A 14,195-nucleotide genomic window follows, 5' to 3' on the forward strand; every position below is an offset into this window, starting at 1 on the left:
GCCGTTGATCGCGGTCAACTGGACATTGGCGCTGTGCGCGATAGAGAGCGCGGTGACAGTCGAAAAGGCGGGGGAGATTCGAAATTGGCGCAGTATGACGTTCTGATCGTTGGAGCCGGCCATGGCGGGGCGCAGGCCGCAGTGGCGCTTCGGCAGAACAAGTTCGAAGGCACGATCGCCATCGTCGGCGACGAGCCCGAACTGCCCTATGAGCGCCCACCTCTCTCCAAGGAATATTTCTCGGGCGAGAAGAGCTTCGAGCGGATCATGATCCGCCCGGCCGCCTTCTGGGCCGATCGCAACGTCGAGATGCTGCTGGGCAAGCGCGTCACCGCCGTCGATCCCGCCGCGCACCAGGTCACGCTGTCCGACGGCTCGACCCTCTCCTACGGCAAGCTGATCTGGGCGACCGGCGGCGCGCCGCGCCGGCTGAGCTGCTCGGGCAACGATCTGCCGGGCGTCCATGGCGTGCGCACCCGCGAGGATGCCGACCGGATGCTGGCGGAGATGGAGCGCACCACCAACGTCGTCGTCATCGGCGGCGGCTATATCGGCCTGGAAGCGGCCGCCGTCCTCAGCAAGTTCGGCAAGAAGGTGACCGTGCTGGAGGCGCTCGACCGCGTTCTCGCCCGCGTCGCCGGCGAGGCGCTGTCGCGCTTCTACGAAGCCGAGCACCGCGCCCATGGCGTCGACGTCCAGCTCGGCGCCAAGGTCGACTGCATCGTCGGCGAGGGCCGGGTCACGGGCGTCCGCATGGACGACGGCACCGTCATCCCCGCCGACATGGTGATCGTCGGCATCGGCATCGTGCCCGCCGTCGAACCGCTGGTGGCGGCCGGCGCCGCGGGCGCCAACGGCGTCGACGTGGACGAATATTGCCGCACCAGCCTGCCCGACATCTATGCGATCGGCGACTGCGCGATGCACAGCAATGCCTTCGCGGACGGCGCGCGCATCCGCCTCGAATCGGTCCAGAACGCCAATGACCAGGCGACCACGGCGGCCAAGCACATCCTGGGCGCGGCCGAACCCTATCATGCGGTGCCGTGGTTCTGGTCGAACCAGTATGACCTGCGCCTCCAGACGATGGGCCTGTCGATCGGCTATGACGAGACGATCGTGCGCGGCGATCCGGCCAATCGCAGCTTCTCCGTCGTCTACCTCAAGAACGGCAAGGTGCTGGCGCTCGATTGCGTCAACGCGGTCAAGGACTATGTCCAGGGCAAGGCGCTCGTCGTCGGCGGCCATTCGCCCGACAAGGCCGCGCTGGCCGATCCGGAGACCCCGCTCAAGAGCCTGCTCCCGGCCTGAAGGGCCCCTTGGAACCGTAGCATCGCGTCCACGTTGGAAAACGCGCCGTACCGCTTGGGGACGAGGGATCGAAAATGGAACTGACGGTTTCGCTGGATACGTTATGTCGGCTGATCGTGCGGGCGCGCGAGCTTGAGGCTCAGGTGCCCGCGATCGAGAATGACGATGAGGACGATCCCACCGACAGCGACGATCCGCTGGCGGTGCTGGAGGACGAGGCCAACGAAGCGGTCGAGGACGAAGTCCGCACCCTGCTCGAGGACCTGCCCGAGGACGAGGCGGCGGAGGTGCTGGCGCTCGCCTGGGTCGGACGCGGCACCTATGACGCCAGCGAATGGGACGAGGCGCTGGAAGAGGCCAACGAGGACGACAATGATTCGGTCGTCGATCAGCTGCTCGATATGCCGATGCTGGCGGGCTATCTGGACGCCGGCCTCGCCGCCTTCGATCTCAGCTGCGACGGGGCCGAGCCTGATCGGTGAAGGAGGAAGCGCCGCGCGCTTCCGCCGAAGGCGTGAATCAGGCTCTTCGATGGTTGAGACCTTGATTCACGGATCAGGCTAACCAGCCTGATCCGATCAAGGTCTTCCAGGTCGACTGAACCTGTATTCCGCGATCGGCTCCCATGGGCCGCCGCGATACCACCAGAGGGCCATCCCGGTGATCCCGATCGGGCGCGGCCGAAAGTCGCTGCGCAAGTCCTGAAACAATGCCCGCGCCTCGGAAGCAGCCACCTTGTTCTGCACGGTGATGTGCGGTCGCCAGGCGGCGCGGTCCTGCGGCGTCAGACTTCCCTCCAGCGCTTCGGCGATCCGGCTTCGGATGGCGACGAGGCCCGGGCTGTCGACGCCCAGCGCGACGCCCCGCCCCAGCGCCAGCAGCCGGGCCACCCGCGCTGCCGGCCGCGCCGTCGTCCTGGCCTCGGCCATCAGCCGGCGCCTTATCTCGTCGAGCGCGGAGGGCGGGAGGTGGTGGAACAGGGTCAGGTGCGCGGGCAGCCGGTTATGTTCGGCCGGGTAATGGGCCCGGCGCAGACCGTCGGCCCAGGCGAGGTCCTCGGGGGCGAGCAGCGCGGAGACGATGATCGGGGCGGCGGCCATGCACCGCCAGCCTACACGCTCAGCGCTTGCGGATGAAGCAGACGCCTTCCTTGCCATCCCATCCGCTCGGCAGGCATTCCACGCGAGCGTCAGGAATGTGCCTGCGGACGTGGAGCTTGGCGGTGTCCCGCCAGATGGTGCGCTTGTAGCCGGGGAAGTCGGCCATGTCCTTCCAGGCCTGGCCCGCGTCGGCCGCCAGATCGCTGGCGAGATGGTCGAGCGGGGTGTTGTCCTTGAACATCATCATCCGGTCGATCTAGCCGAAGCCCGAATCGCCCGCTGTTACCGATGTCACAGGGGATATAAATGCGATCGATTCGCAGAAATCCCGGGTGCATGGGGTTGTTCGTTCGTTTTTTTATTTTTTTATGAGAAGGAGCCCGTTACGGCCCGACGGACAGCCATGCCGCGACGGCAGCCAAGCCACGGCAATCCTACATGTCAAGAACAAAAAGAAAACACCAGGCCCTATATCTCGACTTGGCTGCCGAGTTCCACGACGCGGTTGGTCGGCAGCTTGAAGAACTCCATCGCGCTTTCGGCGTTGCGGAGCATCCAGGAGAAGAGCTTCTCGCGCCACACCGCCATGCCGGGATGCTCTGACGGGAGCAGCGTCTGCCGGGCGAGGAAGAAGCTGGTGTCCATCATCTTGAACGCGGGCCCGCAGCTGCGCGTCGCGCCGAGCACGGCGGGCACGTCCGGATCCTCCATGAAGCCATAGTTGATCACGATGCGGAAAAAGCCTTGGCCGAGATCGCTGTGGCTTATGCGGTTCTCGAGCGCGACATAGGGCACGTCGGCGATGGTGACAGTGAGCAGGATGACCCGCTCGTGCAGCACCTTGTTGTGCTTGAGGTTGTGGAGCAGCGCGTGCGGCACGCCCTGCGCCTGCGAGGTCATGAACACCGCCGTCCCCGGCACCCGCACCGCCGAGTTGACCGCCGACTGGACGAACACCTTCACCGGCATCGCCGCCTCGCGCAGCCGGTTGATCATCAGCATGCGCCCCCGTGCCCAGGTGGTGAGCAGGGTGAAGGCGATGAAGCCGATCAGCAGCGGGAACCAGCCGCCATCCGGCACCTTGGTCAGGTTGGCGCCGAAATAGGCGAGGTCGACCAGCGCGAACACGCCGATCAGCGGCGCCGCCAGCCACTTGTTCCAACCCCACAGGTGGACCAGCACCACCGCGATCAGGCAGGTGTCGATCGCCATCGCGCCGGTCACCGCGATGCCATAGGCAGCGGCAAGGTTGGACGAGGTGCGGAACGAGATGATCAGCAGGATCACCATCACCATCAGTCCCCAGTTGATCGCCGGGATGTAGATCTGGCCGATCGATCCGGCGCTGGTATGGGTGATGCGCAGGCGCGGGATGAAGCCAAGCTGGATCGCCTGCTGGGTAACCGAGAAGGCGCCGGTGATGACCGCCTGGCTGGCGATCACCGTCGCCATGGTGGCGAGGATGACGAGCGGCAGGCGCAGCATCTCCGGCGCCAGCAGGAAGAAGGGGTTTTGGATCGTCTGGAGGGCGGTCGCCATGTCCTGGCTCAGGATCATCGCGCCCTGCCCCAGATAGTTGAGCATCAGCGCGGGGAGCACGAAGACCATCCAGGAAAGGCCGATCGGCTTGCGGCCGAAATGGCCCATATCGGCGTAGAGCGCCTCGGCGCCCGTCACCGCCAGCACCACCGAGCCCATGGCGAGGAAGGCGAAATGACCCTCCTCCAGGAAGAAGCGCACCGCATACCAGGGGTTGAGCGCAACCAGCACGGCGGGATTGCCCAATATGTGCCAGAGCCCCAGCACCGCCAGCACGGTGAAATAGACCAGCATGATCGGCCCGAACAGCAGCCCGACCCGCGCGGTGCCGCGCGACTGGATCATGAACAGGCCGATCAATATGCCCACCGCGATCGGCAGCACCCATTGTCCGAACCCCGCCTCCACCGTGGTCAGCCCCTCGACCGCCGACAGCACCGAGATGGCGGGCGTGATCATGCTGTCGCCGTAGAACAATGCCGTCGCGAACACCCCGAGCAGGATGATCCCCTTGCTCCAGCGCTTGCCCTCGGTCTGCCGGTTGATCAGCGCGAGCAGCGCCAGGCTGCCCCCTTCGCCCTTATTGTCGGCGCGCATGATGATCGCGACATATTTGAACGTCACCACCAGCATCATCGACCAGAAGATCAGGCTGAGGACGCCGAGGATGTGGAGTTCGTCCGGCGGCAGCGGATGATGCCCGGCGAAGGTTTCGCGGAAGGCGTAGAGCGGGCTGGTGCCGATATCGCCGAAGACGACGCCGATCGCGCCGACCACCATCGCGCCAAGGCTGCCCTGGCCGTGGCCGCCGCCATGCGACGCCCCCGGCGCAGCCGGCCCGGCCTGCTCCGCACCCGCTGTCGCGGCGCCCGTCATGCGACGATGGACTTCATGCCTGAAATACGCCCATTCCCAGCGCCCTTCGATCCCCCGGCGCATAGCGGCGGGCACCTAGCATTTGTTCCATGGGCCCGCAACACGCGGCGGTGAAAGCGCGCTGTGCCGTTAGGGGACCATTGCGAAGCGAGGGCCGTCCTTTCGAACAGGTCATCCCGGATGTGATCCGGGATCCAGCTTTTCCTGTCGACATTGGAGGAAGAAGCGGGATCCCGGATCACGTCCGGGATGACGCTGGGAAGGGTCGTCAATTTCCGGCGAGCAAGGTCCGCAGGGTCATCTGCGTCACCAGCCGCTGCACCCCCGGCAAAGCAGACAGCACGTCGCGGTGGACCCGCTCATAGCTGTCCCCCTCGGGCACCTGGACCTTGAGCAGATAATCCGACTCGCCGCTGAGCAGATAGGCTTCGCCGATCTGTGCGGTGCGCGCGAGCGCCTCCTCGAAAGCGAGCATCGTCGCCTGGCGCTGATCGACAAGGGTGACCTGGACGAACATCGTCGTCGGATTGCCGCGCGCCTCGGCCGAAAGCAGAGCGCGATAGCCGAGGATCACGCCCGCCTTCTCCAGCGCCTTGACGCGCCGGTGCGCCGCCGACGTCGACAGGCCGACGCGCGCGCCGAGCTGCTCGCTCGTCTGCGCCGAATCGCGTGCCAGTTCGGCGATGATCTTGCGATCGATCCGATCCATCGGGGATAATTTCCCACATGCTTGAAGGTGGAGCAAATATATCCCAGCGCCGGCTCCGTTACGACCCCAGTTCGCAACCTTTTTGCGGTCCATCGGCTTTATCATCGGCACCGGGTTACAGAGGGGTCAGGCATCATGCGCATCGGCATTCCGAAGGAAATCAAGAACCACGAATATCGGGTCGGTCTGACCCCGGCTTCGGTGGCCGAGCTGGTCGCCGCCGGCCATCAGGTGATCGTGCAGACCGGCGCCGGCATGGGCATCGATTTCGGGGATCAGGATTATCGGGATGCCGGCGCGACGATCGCCGCCGACGCGGCGGCCGTGTTCGCGGGCGCCGACATGATCGTCAAGGTCAAGGAACCGCAGCCGTCCGAGATCGCGCTGCTGGAACCGCGCCATACACTGTTCACCTATCTCCATCTCGCCGCCGACAAGCCGCAGGCCGAGGGGCTGATGCAGTCGGGCGCGACCTGCATCGCCTATGAAACGGTCACGTCGCCCTCGGGCGCGCTGCCGCTGCTCAAGCCCATGTCCGAGGTGGCGGGGCGCATGTCGATCCAGGTCGGCGCCCATTATCTGGAGAAGGAACAAGGCGGCCGTGGCGTGCTGCTCGGCGGCGTGCCGGGCGTGGCACCCGCGCGGGTCGCGATCCTCGGCGGCGGCGTCGCCGGTGTCCATGCCGCGCAGATGGCGGTCGGCCAGCGTGCCGACGTCACCATCTACGACATCAACAATGATCGCCTCGCCGAACTCGACATGCATTTCGGCAGCCAGATCAAGACCGCCTATGCCTCCAGGGCCGCGGTTGCCGCGGCGGTGGCGAAGGCGCATCTGGTGATCGGCGCGGTGCTGGTGCCGGGCGCCGCCGCGCCCAAGCTGGTGACCCGCGAAATGCTCAAGACGATGAAGCGCGGCTCGGTGATGGTCGACATCGCGATCGACCAGGGCGGCTGCTTCGAGACGAGCCGCCCGACCACCCACAGCGATCCGGTGTTCGAGGTGGAAGGCGTGATCCATTATTGCGTCGCGAACATGCCGGGCGCGGTCGCCCGCACCTCGGCCTTCGCGCTCAACAACGCGACGCTGCCCTTCGTGCTGAAGCTCGCCAATCTGGGCGCCGAGAAGGCGATGGCGACCGACCGGCACCTCGCCGCCGGCCTGAACGTCTCGGCCGGCAAGATTCGCCACCAGGCCGTCGCGGAGGCGCTGAACCTGCCGTTCGCCGGATGAATTGAAGTTTCTCCCCTCTCCCCCGGAGGGGAGAATCGGGAGAGGGGGATCGAGGCCCTGCCCCCTAACCTCCGGGCCTGACTACGCGGTTTCCCCCAAACCGCAGACCCCCTCTCCCACCCCTCTATGGGCACATCTCCAAATCGTCGCCCCGGCGGAGGCCGGGGCCGGCACGGGCTCTTGCGGCGACTTGGTCGCATAACCTCTTGCGGCCCCGACCTCCGCCGGGGCGACGCTGGTGGAGGGCGCTTACTGCGCTGCCTGGCCCTTGAGCCTTTCCAGCTCGATCAGCCGCTGTTCCAGTTCCGGGCGCCAGGGCGCATTGGCGGGGGAACGATCGAGCAGTGCGCGCCAGGTGGCCTCGGCGCGGTCGAACTGGCCGGCCTGCGCATAGGCGAGGCCCATGAAGAAGGGCGGCGCGGGATGATCGGGCGCGATCGCCTCGGCCCGCTGGAAGGCGAGCTGGGCGGCCGGAGACATCTGTCCGCCGTCATGGATCACCATCGCATTGCCCAGGCCCGCCCAGAGATCGGGGCTGTTGGGCCGCTTCGCCAGCCCCGCCTTGATGATCGCGATCGCATAGAGGTTGAGCCCCTGCGACTGCAGCCCTTCCGCGCTGCGCATCACATCCGCGTCGGTGCCGACCTTGGCCAGCATCTTGTCGTCCTGATGGAGGAAGGCGCTGTCGGGGACCTTCGATGCCTCCGGCGGCGGGGTCGGCTTGCCGGAGAGGCCGGGACTGCCCTGCCAGGCATAGCCGGCGACGCCGAGCAGCAGCGCGGCGGCGACCAGCTCGACCCCGCCCCTGGGCAGGCGCCCGAAGCGATAGAGCGCGGCGGCGACGATCAGCGCCATGCCCAGGAAGATCAGCCAGCCCGTCATCAGCTTTTCCTCCGCCGCTTGAGGCGACCGCTCACGATCCACAGCCCCAGGCCGAGGAACAGCGCCGGCAGCAGGTATAGCGGCCAGGTCAGCCCGTCGAGCGGGGGCTTGAAGCTCACCCAGTCGCCATAGCGCTCGATCAGCCAGGCGCGGATCGCCTCGGGCTTCTCGCCCGCCTCGATCCGGGTGCGGATCAGCGCGCGCATGTCGCCGGCCATCTCGGCATTGGAATCGGCGATCGACTGGCCCTGGCACACCAGGCAGCGGATCGTCTCCATCAGCACCTTGGCCTGATGCTCCTTGGCCGGATCGGCCAGCTGCTCATCGGCATATTTCGCCGCCGGCATCAGCGAATCGGCAAGGACGGGGGTGGCGAAGGCGAGGAGGAGGGCTGCCACCAACGATCCTCCCCATCGCAGATGGAGCGCCAGGTTGAATTGCCCCCGGCAATTCAAGATCGTGCCGGGGGCACGATCGACCTGGCACTGGGGACCGTCCGCGTTGCGGATGGTGGAGGGGTCGGGCAGAACCGAGAGGCTGGAAGACCCCTCCACCACGCTTCGCGCGGTCCCCCTCCCCATGCTGCGCACAGGGAGGATCTTAGGAAGAATATTCCTCATTTCGCATCCCCCAGTGCCGACATGATCCCCGGTACATCCTCCGGGTTGATCGCGCCGATATGCTGTTTGCGGATGATGCCCTTGCCGTCGACGATGAACGTCTCCGGCACGCCGGCCGAACCCAGCGCGATCTGGACGCTGCTGTTGGGATCGCCGCCGATCGCGCGGAAGGGATCGCCGTTGCGTTCGATGAAGCGCTGCAGATCCTCCGGCCGGTCGCGGATCGCGATGCCATATACCGGCACGCCCGCCTCGGCGAGCTGACGCAGCTGCGGCGCCTCCGCGATGCAGGGCACGCACCAGCTGGCGAAGACGTTGACGAGGTGCGGCTGGCCATTGGCCAGTTCGGCACTCGACAGGCCCGGCTTGCCGGGCAGCGCCGGCGCCAGGGCGAAGGCCGGCATCGGCTTGCCGACCAGCTTGGACGGGATCACCCGCCCCTCGGGCTTGATCAGTCCCCCCGCGAACACGACCAGGAAGACCAGGAACATGCCGAGCGGCAGCCAGATGAGCAGCCGGCGCATCAGATCGTCTCCCTGGGCGGCGCGTGCCGCATCTCGCGGCGCACCCGGCCGATCAGCGACAGCAGGCCGCCAAACGCGACCAGCGCGCCGCCCAGCCAGATCAGGGTGACGAACGGCTTCCACCACAGGCGAAGCTGCCACCGCCCTTCATCGTCGGAGCGGCCGACCACGACATAGAGCTGGCCGTCGAGGAGCGTCGTGATCGCCGCCTCGTTGGTTTCGGTCTGCGGCGAGGGGAAGTTGCGGGTCTGCGGGTGCAGCGTGAAGGGGGCGCCGTTGCCACGCCGGGCGACGACGGTTCCCTCGATCGCGGTATAGTTCGGCCCGGCGATCGGCTGCACATCGTCGAGCCGGACGCTGTAGGGGCCGACGCGATGCTCCTCGCCGATCCGGCCGGCGACCAGCGTCTCCCTGGTGAAGGCGCTCTCGGCGGCCATGCCGGCCATGCTGACGGCGATGCCGAGATGGGCGACGACCATGCCCCAGATATAGAGCGGGGTGCGCCGCAGATTGCGGCCCCATAGCGGCGCGATGCTGGCGACACCGACGCCCGCCGCCGCGACGAGGCCGAGCAGCGGGAGGATGCCGATGCCGGGCGCCAGCAGGACGACCGCCAGCAGCACCAGCGCCGAGAGCAGCATCGGCCCGGCGAGCCGGGTCAGCGTCGCCTTCAGGTCGTCGCGGCGCCAGCGCATGATCGGGCCGGCCGCCATGATCGCGACGAGGATCAGCGCCAGCGGACCCGCCGCGCTGTTGAAATAGGGCGGGCCGACCGACAGCTTCTCGCCGGTCACCGCCTCCGCGACCAGCGGATAGAGCGTGCCGACCAGGACGATGCCGAGGATCGCCGAGAGCAGCAGATTGTTGATGACCAGCGATCCTTCGCGGCTGACCGCATCGAAGCGCGATCCTTCGCGCACCGTGCCGACCCGGAAGCCGAACAGCGCCAGCGCGCCGCCGATATAGATGGCGAGCAGCGCCAGGATGAAGGTGCCGCGCCGGGGATCGACCGCGAAGGCATGGACCGAGGTGAGGATGCCGGAGCGCACCAGGAAGGTGCCGACCATCGACATCGAGAAGGCGACCACGGCGAGCATCACCGTCCAGGCGCGCAACCCCTCGCGCGTCGCCAGCACCGTCACCGAATGGAGCAGCGCGGTCGCGGCCAGCCAGGGCATCAGCGAGGCGTTCTCGACCGGGTCCCAGAACCACCAGCCGCCCCAGCCCAGTTCATAATAGGCCCAGTAGCTGCCGGCGGTGATGCCGAGCGTCAGCAATATCCAGGCACCCAGCACCCAGGGCCGCATCGCCCGGGCGAAGGCGGCGCCGACATCGCGCGTCACCAGTGCGCCGACCGCGAAGGAGAAGGCGACCGACAGGCCGACATAGCCGAGGTACAGCGTCGGCGGGTGGAAGGCGAGGCCGGGATCCTGGAGCAGCGGGTTCAGCCCCTGCCCCTCGGCCGGCGCCGGGTTGAGCCGGGCGAAGGGATTGGAGGCGAACAACAGGAAGGCGTAGAAGCCGAGGCCGATCGCCGCCTGGGCGGAGAGCGTCGCGATCAGGGTGCGTTCGTTCAGCCGCCGCTCGAACAGCGCTACCGCGCCGCCCGCCACCGCGAGGATCGTCACCCACATCAGCATCGAGCCTTCGTGGTTTCCCCAGGTGCCGGCGAATTTGTAGAGCAGCGGCTTGGTGGAGGCATTGTTGGCGGCGACCAGCGCCACCGACAGGTCGACCGTCACGAACAGCCAGATCAGCGTGACGAAGGAGATGCCGGCCAGCACCGCCTGCACCACCGCCACCGGGCGCACCGCCGCCAGCAGATCGGTCCGCTGGCTCGACACCCCCATCCAGCCGAGCACAAGCTGCAGGGCGGCCAGCGCCGCCGCGAGCCAGAGCGCCGCCAATCCCGCTTCAGCGATCATTTGTCGAGACTTTCCGTCTTGTGCATCTGGCCGGCCACCTGCGGCGGCATGTAGCGCTCGTCATGCTTGGCGAGGATGTTGGTCGCGACGAAGCGGCCGTCGGGCTGGAAGCTGCCCTCCGCCACCACGCCCGAATCCTCCTTGAACAGATCGGGGACGATGCCCTTGAAGGTCACCGGCACCGTCTCGGCATTGTCGGTGACGATGAAGTTGATCGTCACGCCGTCCGGCAGCCGCTCGATCGAGCCTTTCTGCACCATGCCGCCGAGCCGTACCGCGCGGCCGGTTTCGACATGGTCCTTCTTCGCGTCGCTCGGCGTATAGAAATAGGCCGCCTGGTCCTTGAGCGCCGACATGGCGAGCAGTGCCGCGCCGACAATCGCGGCCAGCGCGAGCAGCGCCAGGATGAGCCGCTGGTTCTTCGCCTTGAGTGCCATCAGTCCCGCCTGTTGAGAGCGTCGGCCTGCCGCTCCGCGCGGCGCATCCGCACGAAGCTGAGCGCCACCACGCCGATGGTGCCGATGATCGTGAGCGCATAGGCCGCGACGATGAAGGGCCAGTGATTCATGCGCCCGCCCTCATTCCGCCGTCATGCGCTTGAGCCGCGCCTCAACCTTCGCCTCGGCCAGCATCGCCCGCATCCGCATCAGCACCACCGCCGCGAACAGCAGCGTGAAGCCCAGGGTCGAGACGAGCAGCGGCCAGAGCAGCGAGGGATCGATCTTCGACCCACCCAGGCCGATGCTCTGCCCCTGGTGCAGGGTGCGCCACCATTCCACCGAATAATGGATGATCGGGATATTGGCCGCGCCGACCACCCCGAAGATCGCCGAGATGCGATCGTTGCTGCCGCGTTCGGCCCCGGCGGAGGAGAGCGCGATATAGGCGAGGTAGAGGAAGAAGAGGACGAGCATCGAGGTCAGGCGTCCGTCCCATTCCCAATAGGTGCCCCAGGTCGGCCGGCCCCAGAGCGAACCAGTGATCAGGCAGATCGCGGCGAACAGCGCCCCCGGCAGCGCGATCGCCCGCGCCGCAACGGCGGCGAGCGGATGGCGCCAGATCAGCTGCATGAGGCTGCAGACCGCGATCCCGCTCCAGCCGGCCATGCCCAGCCAGGCGGCGGGGACATGGACGTACATGATCCGCACGCTCTGCCCCTGCAGATAATCGGCGGGGGTCAGGAACAGGCCCGAAACGAGCGCCACCGCGATCAGCAGGCCGCCCGCCCAGCCTGCCCAAGGGGTCAGCGGGCGCGCGATCGACAGGAAGCGGGCGGGATTGGCGAAGATATGCACGGCGGAAGCGGGGAATAAGGGTCATTCGCGCCAACCGCAATGGGCCGTGGACGCCACCCTCGCCCGCGACGGGGCGAAGGGCTTGTGCGGCGGGCGGATCGAGGCCATTGGCCGCCACGATGCCCGAACCCGCCACGATGCACCGCGAAAGCCAGATAAGCCGCGGAATCCTGCTGCGCTGCCTGGCGGTGATCTGCTTCTCCATCATGAGCGCCGCGATGAAATGGGCGAGCGAGGATGGCGTCGCCGAGATCGAGATGCTGTTCTTCCGATCGACCATCGGCCTGCCGGTCGTGCTGGCATGGCTCGCGCTGGGGCCCGGCATCGGGGTGGTGCGGACCCAGCGGCCCAGGGCCCACCTGATCCGCTCGATGATCGGCATCATCGCCATCCTGTTGAATTTCGGCGCGCTGATCCGGTTGCCGCTGGCCGACGCGGTCACCATCGGCTTCACCGCGCCGATCTTCGCGACGATCCTGTCGGTGCTGCTGCTGGGGGAGAAGGTGGGCGTGCAGCGCTGGTTCGCCGTCGCGCTGGGCTTTGTCGGTGTCGCCCTGATCGTGCGCCCGGGCGGGATGATGCTCGACCATCTCGGGCTGCTGATGGCGATCGGCGGGGCGGTGGGCACGGCGGGCGTGACGGTGACGATCCGCCAGCTCGGCGCGACCGAGCATCCCGGCGCCATCGTCCTGTGGTTCTTCCTCGCTTCATCCCTGGTGAGCGGCGTGGGCATGCTGTTCGTGGCCCAGCCGCACAGCGCGTCCGCCTGGATGGCGCTGATCGTCGCAGGCGTGGCGGGCGCCGGCGCGCAGGTAGCGATGACCAGTTCGCTTCACGCCGCCCCGGTTTCGGTGATAGCGCCGTTCGACTATCTCCAGATCATCTGGGCGACACTGATCGGCTGGCTGGTGTGGACGGCCCTGCCCGATGCGAACATCCTGCTCGGAGCCGCGCTGATCGCGGCCAGCGGTCTTTACACCGCGTGGCGCGAGCACCGGCTGCGCCGCGAACGGATCGCCGCGACGCCGCCGCTGGAGTGACCGGGAGGGCTCAGCCCCGCCCGATCAGCCGCATCGCCATCCGATCGGCGACCACCGCCGCCGGCACGCCGGTGGCGGCGCTCTCGGCCCAGATCGATTCGAGCCGCTCGGGGATCTTCGCGACCCGCGCCTCGACCTCGGCCCGGTCGCCCTGGCCGAGATATTCGAGCGCGACATTGATGATGCCGCCGGCGTTGATGACATAATCGGGCGCGTAGAGGATGCCGCGCGCATGGAGGCGATCGGCATCGGCCGGGGTGGCGAGCTGGTTGTTCGCGGCGCCGGCGACGATGGGGGTCTGCAGCGCCTCGATCGAGCGCTCGTCGAGCACCGCGCCAAGCGCGCAGGGGCTCAGCACGTCGGCCTCGACCATCATGATCTCGTTCGCCGCGACCGCGACCGCGCCCAGTTCCTCGGCCAGGGTGCGGGCGCGCTTGCCGTCGACATCGGACAGGGTGAGCTTCGCGCCATCGGCGGCGAGCAGGCGGGCGAGCCCGCCGCCGACGCTGCCCACGCCCTGGATCGCGACATGCACGCCGCGCGGATCATCCTTGCCCAGCCCGCGCGCGATCGCCGCGCGGACGCCGAGATAGACGCCCTTCGCCGTGGTCGGCCCCGGATCGCCGCCGGCACTGCCCGCCGTCACGGGCAGGCCGGAGACATGGCGCGTCTCCTTCGCGATCGCCACCATGTCGGCGTCGCTCATGCCGACATCCTCGGCGGTGACATAGCGCCCACCCAGCGAATCGACCGCCCGGCCGAAGGCGGCGAGCAGTTCCGGCGTCTTGGTGCGCAGCGAATCGGCGAGGATGACGCCCTTGCCGCCGCCCATCGGCAGCCCGGCCATCGCGTTCTTGAAGCTCATCCCGCGCGAGAGGCGCAGCGCGTCGGTGATGGCGTCCGACGGGTCGGCATAATGCCAGAAACGGGTGCCGCCCGCGCCCGGCCCGAGATGGGTCGAGTGGATCGCGATCACGGCCGTCAGCCCCGACGCGGCATCGCGGAACAGGTGGACGCCCTCATGGTCGTCAAAATCGGGATAGGTCCAGGGAGCGGTCATCCGAGTCTCGCGCAATTTGATTACAATGTTGCGCAATAATATTTTTCTCAGGCGAGCGCCAGTCCGGAATCGCCATGGGGA

Annotated in this window: 16 protein-coding genes; 4 read left to right on the forward strand and 12 right to left on the reverse strand. The window is 67.6% G+C overall.

Annotated features, from left to right (window positions below; genetic code table 11):
• Positions 1–84 precede the first annotated feature (84 nt).
• Together CMV14_RS20885 and CMV14_RS20890 are read left to right on the forward strand one after the other, a co-directional pair.
• A complete protein-coding gene (locus CMV14_RS20885) occupies positions 85–1,311 on the forward strand; it encodes an NAD(P)/FAD-dependent oxidoreductase (protein ID WP_066961761.1) in 1,227 nt (408 codons plus the stop codon).
• 74 nt (positions 1,312–1,385) lie between these two features.
• A complete protein-coding gene (locus CMV14_RS20890) occupies positions 1,386–1,793 on the forward strand; it encodes a DUF3775 domain-containing protein (RefSeq protein ID WP_066961758.1) in 408 nt (135 codons plus the stop codon).
• 96 nt (positions 1,794–1,889) lie between these two features.
• On the opposite strand, the gene CMV14_RS20895 is transcribed toward CMV14_RS20890, so the two are convergent.
• From CMV14_RS20895 to CMV14_RS20910, 4 genes are all read right to left on the reverse strand, one after another.
• Positions 1,890–2,411, reverse strand: coding sequence for a 2'-5' RNA ligase family protein (locus CMV14_RS20895; RefSeq protein ID WP_066961757.1), 522 nt, complete (start codon positions 2,409–2,411; stop codon positions 1,890–1,892).
• A 19-nt stretch (positions 2,412–2,430) separates the two neighbouring features.
• Positions 2,431–2,658: a hypothetical protein gene (locus CMV14_RS20900; RefSeq protein WP_083215791.1), complete on the reverse strand. Its 228-nt coding sequence runs from the start codon at positions 2,656–2,658 to the stop codon at positions 2,431–2,433.
• A 221-nt stretch (positions 2,659–2,879) separates the two neighbouring features.
• Positions 2,880–4,730, reverse strand: coding sequence for a potassium transporter Kup (locus tag CMV14_RS20905; protein ID WP_408014390.1), 1,851 nt, complete (start codon positions 4,728–4,730; stop codon positions 2,880–2,882).
• A 364-nt stretch (positions 4,731–5,094) separates the two neighbouring features.
• A complete protein-coding gene (locus CMV14_RS20910; RefSeq protein WP_066961756.1) occupies positions 5,095–5,535 on the reverse strand; it encodes an Lrp/AsnC family transcriptional regulator in 441 nt (146 codons plus the stop codon).
• A 135-nt stretch (positions 5,536–5,670) separates the two neighbouring features.
• On the opposite strand from CMV14_RS20910, the gene ald reads away from it, so the two are divergent.
• Positions 5,671–6,768, forward strand: a complete 1,098-nt coding sequence (gene ald / locus CMV14_RS20915) for an alanine dehydrogenase (protein WP_066961755.1) — start codon at positions 5,671–5,673, stop codon at positions 6,766–6,768.
• A 249-nt stretch (positions 6,769–7,017) separates the two neighbouring features.
• On the opposite strand, the gene CMV14_RS20920 is transcribed toward ald, so the two are convergent.
• The 7 genes from CMV14_RS20920 to ccmC all read right to left on the reverse strand — a co-directional run bounded on the left by CMV14_RS20920 (position 7,018) and on the right by ccmC (position 12,014).
• Positions 7,018–7,650, reverse strand: a complete 633-nt coding sequence (locus CMV14_RS20920; RefSeq protein WP_066961754.1) for a tetratricopeptide repeat protein — start codon at positions 7,648–7,650, stop codon at positions 7,018–7,020.
• A complete protein-coding gene (locus tag CMV14_RS20925; RefSeq protein WP_066961751.1) occupies positions 7,650–8,051 on the reverse strand; it encodes a cytochrome c-type biogenesis protein in 402 nt (133 codons plus the stop codon). The genes CMV14_RS20920 and CMV14_RS20925 overlap by 1 nt, the downstream gene beginning before the upstream one ends.
• A 215-nt stretch (positions 8,052–8,266) precedes the next feature.
• Positions 8,267–8,794, reverse strand: a complete 528-nt coding sequence (locus tag CMV14_RS20930) for a DsbE family thiol:disulfide interchange protein (protein ID WP_066961748.1) — start codon at positions 8,792–8,794, stop codon at positions 8,267–8,269.
• Positions 8,794–10,719: a heme lyase CcmF/NrfE family subunit gene (locus CMV14_RS20935; protein WP_066961746.1), complete on the reverse strand. Its 1,926-nt coding sequence runs from the start codon at positions 10,717–10,719 to the stop codon at positions 8,794–8,796. The genes CMV14_RS20930 and CMV14_RS20935 overlap by 1 nt, the downstream gene beginning before the upstream one ends.
• A complete protein-coding gene (gene ccmE / locus CMV14_RS20940) occupies positions 10,716–11,156 on the reverse strand; it encodes a cytochrome c maturation protein CcmE (protein WP_066961744.1) in 441 nt (146 codons plus the stop codon). The genes CMV14_RS20935 and ccmE overlap by 4 nt, the downstream gene beginning before the upstream one ends.
• Positions 11,156–11,287, reverse strand: coding sequence for a heme exporter protein CcmD (ccmD, locus tag CMV14_RS20945; protein WP_083215790.1), 132 nt, complete (start codon positions 11,285–11,287; stop codon positions 11,156–11,158). The genes ccmE and ccmD overlap by 1 nt, the downstream gene beginning before the upstream one ends.
• A gap of 10 nt (positions 11,288–11,297) precedes the next feature.
• A complete protein-coding gene (ccmC, locus tag CMV14_RS20950) occupies positions 11,298–12,014 on the reverse strand; it encodes a heme ABC transporter permease CcmC (protein WP_066961741.1) in 717 nt (238 codons plus the stop codon).
• A gap of 119 nt (positions 12,015–12,133) precedes the next feature.
• Between ccmC and CMV14_RS20955 the strand changes: the two genes are divergently transcribed.
• The gene (locus CMV14_RS20955; protein WP_066961738.1) at positions 12,134–13,054 is read left to right on the forward strand and encodes a DMT family transporter; all 921 of its coding nucleotides are present in this window, start codon (positions 12,134–12,136) and stop codon (positions 13,052–13,054) included.
• Positions 13,055–13,064: 10 nt separating this feature from the next.
• On the opposite strand, the gene CMV14_RS20960 is transcribed toward CMV14_RS20955, so the two are convergent.
• Positions 13,065–14,114, reverse strand: coding sequence for a Glu/Leu/Phe/Val family dehydrogenase (locus tag CMV14_RS20960; protein WP_066961736.1), 1,050 nt, complete (start codon positions 14,112–14,114; stop codon positions 13,065–13,067).
• Between the last annotated feature and the right edge of the window lie 81 nt (positions 14,115–14,195).

This window comes from Rhizorhabdus dicambivorans (assembly GCF_002355275.1).
In the GTDB taxonomy this organism is placed as follows: domain Bacteria; phylum Pseudomonadota; class Alphaproteobacteria; order Sphingomonadales; family Sphingomonadaceae; genus Rhizorhabdus; species Rhizorhabdus dicambivorans.

Coding starts and splice junctions, on each gene's coding strand:
- ccmD (WP_083215790.1), bottom strand. CDS start 11,287: ATGAATCACTGGCCCTTCATCGTCGCGGCCTATGCGCTCACGATCATC.
- CMV14_RS20905 (WP_408014390.1), bottom strand. CDS start 4,730: ATGGTGGTCGGCGCGATCGGCGTCGTCTTCGGCGATATCGGCACCAGC.
- CMV14_RS20895 (WP_066961757.1), bottom strand. CDS start 2,411: ATGGCCGCCGCCCCGATCATCGTCTCCGCGCTGCTCGCCCCCGAGGAC.
- CMV14_RS20910 (WP_066961756.1), bottom strand. CDS start 5,535: ATGGATCGGATCGATCGCAAGATCATCGCCGAACTGGCACGCGATTCG.
- CMV14_RS20900 (WP_083215791.1), bottom strand. CDS start 2,658: ATGATGATGTTCAAGGACAACACCCCGCTCGACCATCTCGCCAGCGAT.
- ald (WP_066961755.1), top strand. CDS start 5,671: ATGCGCATCGGCATTCCGAAGGAAATCAAGAACCACGAATATCGGGTC.
- CMV14_RS20930 (WP_066961748.1), bottom strand. CDS start 8,794: ATGCGCCGGCTGCTCATCTGGCTGCCGCTCGGCATGTTCCTGGTCTTC.
- CMV14_RS20935 (WP_066961746.1), bottom strand. CDS start 10,719: ATGATCGCTGAAGCGGGATTGGCGGCGCTCTGGCTCGCGGCGGCGCTG.
- CMV14_RS20890 (WP_066961758.1), top strand. CDS start 1,386: ATGGAACTGACGGTTTCGCTGGATACGTTATGTCGGCTGATCGTGCGG.
- CMV14_RS20960 (WP_066961736.1), bottom strand. CDS start 14,114: ATGACCGCTCCCTGGACCTATCCCGATTTTGACGACCATGAGGGCGTC.
- CMV14_RS20920 (WP_066961754.1), bottom strand. CDS start 7,650: ATGACGGGCTGGCTGATCTTCCTGGGCATGGCGCTGATCGTCGCCGCC.
- CMV14_RS20955 (WP_066961738.1), top strand. CDS start 12,134: ATGCCCGAACCCGCCACGATGCACCGCGAAAGCCAGATAAGCCGCGGA.
- ccmE (WP_066961744.1), bottom strand. CDS start 11,156: ATGGCACTCAAGGCGAAGAACCAGCGGCTCATCCTGGCGCTGCTCGCG.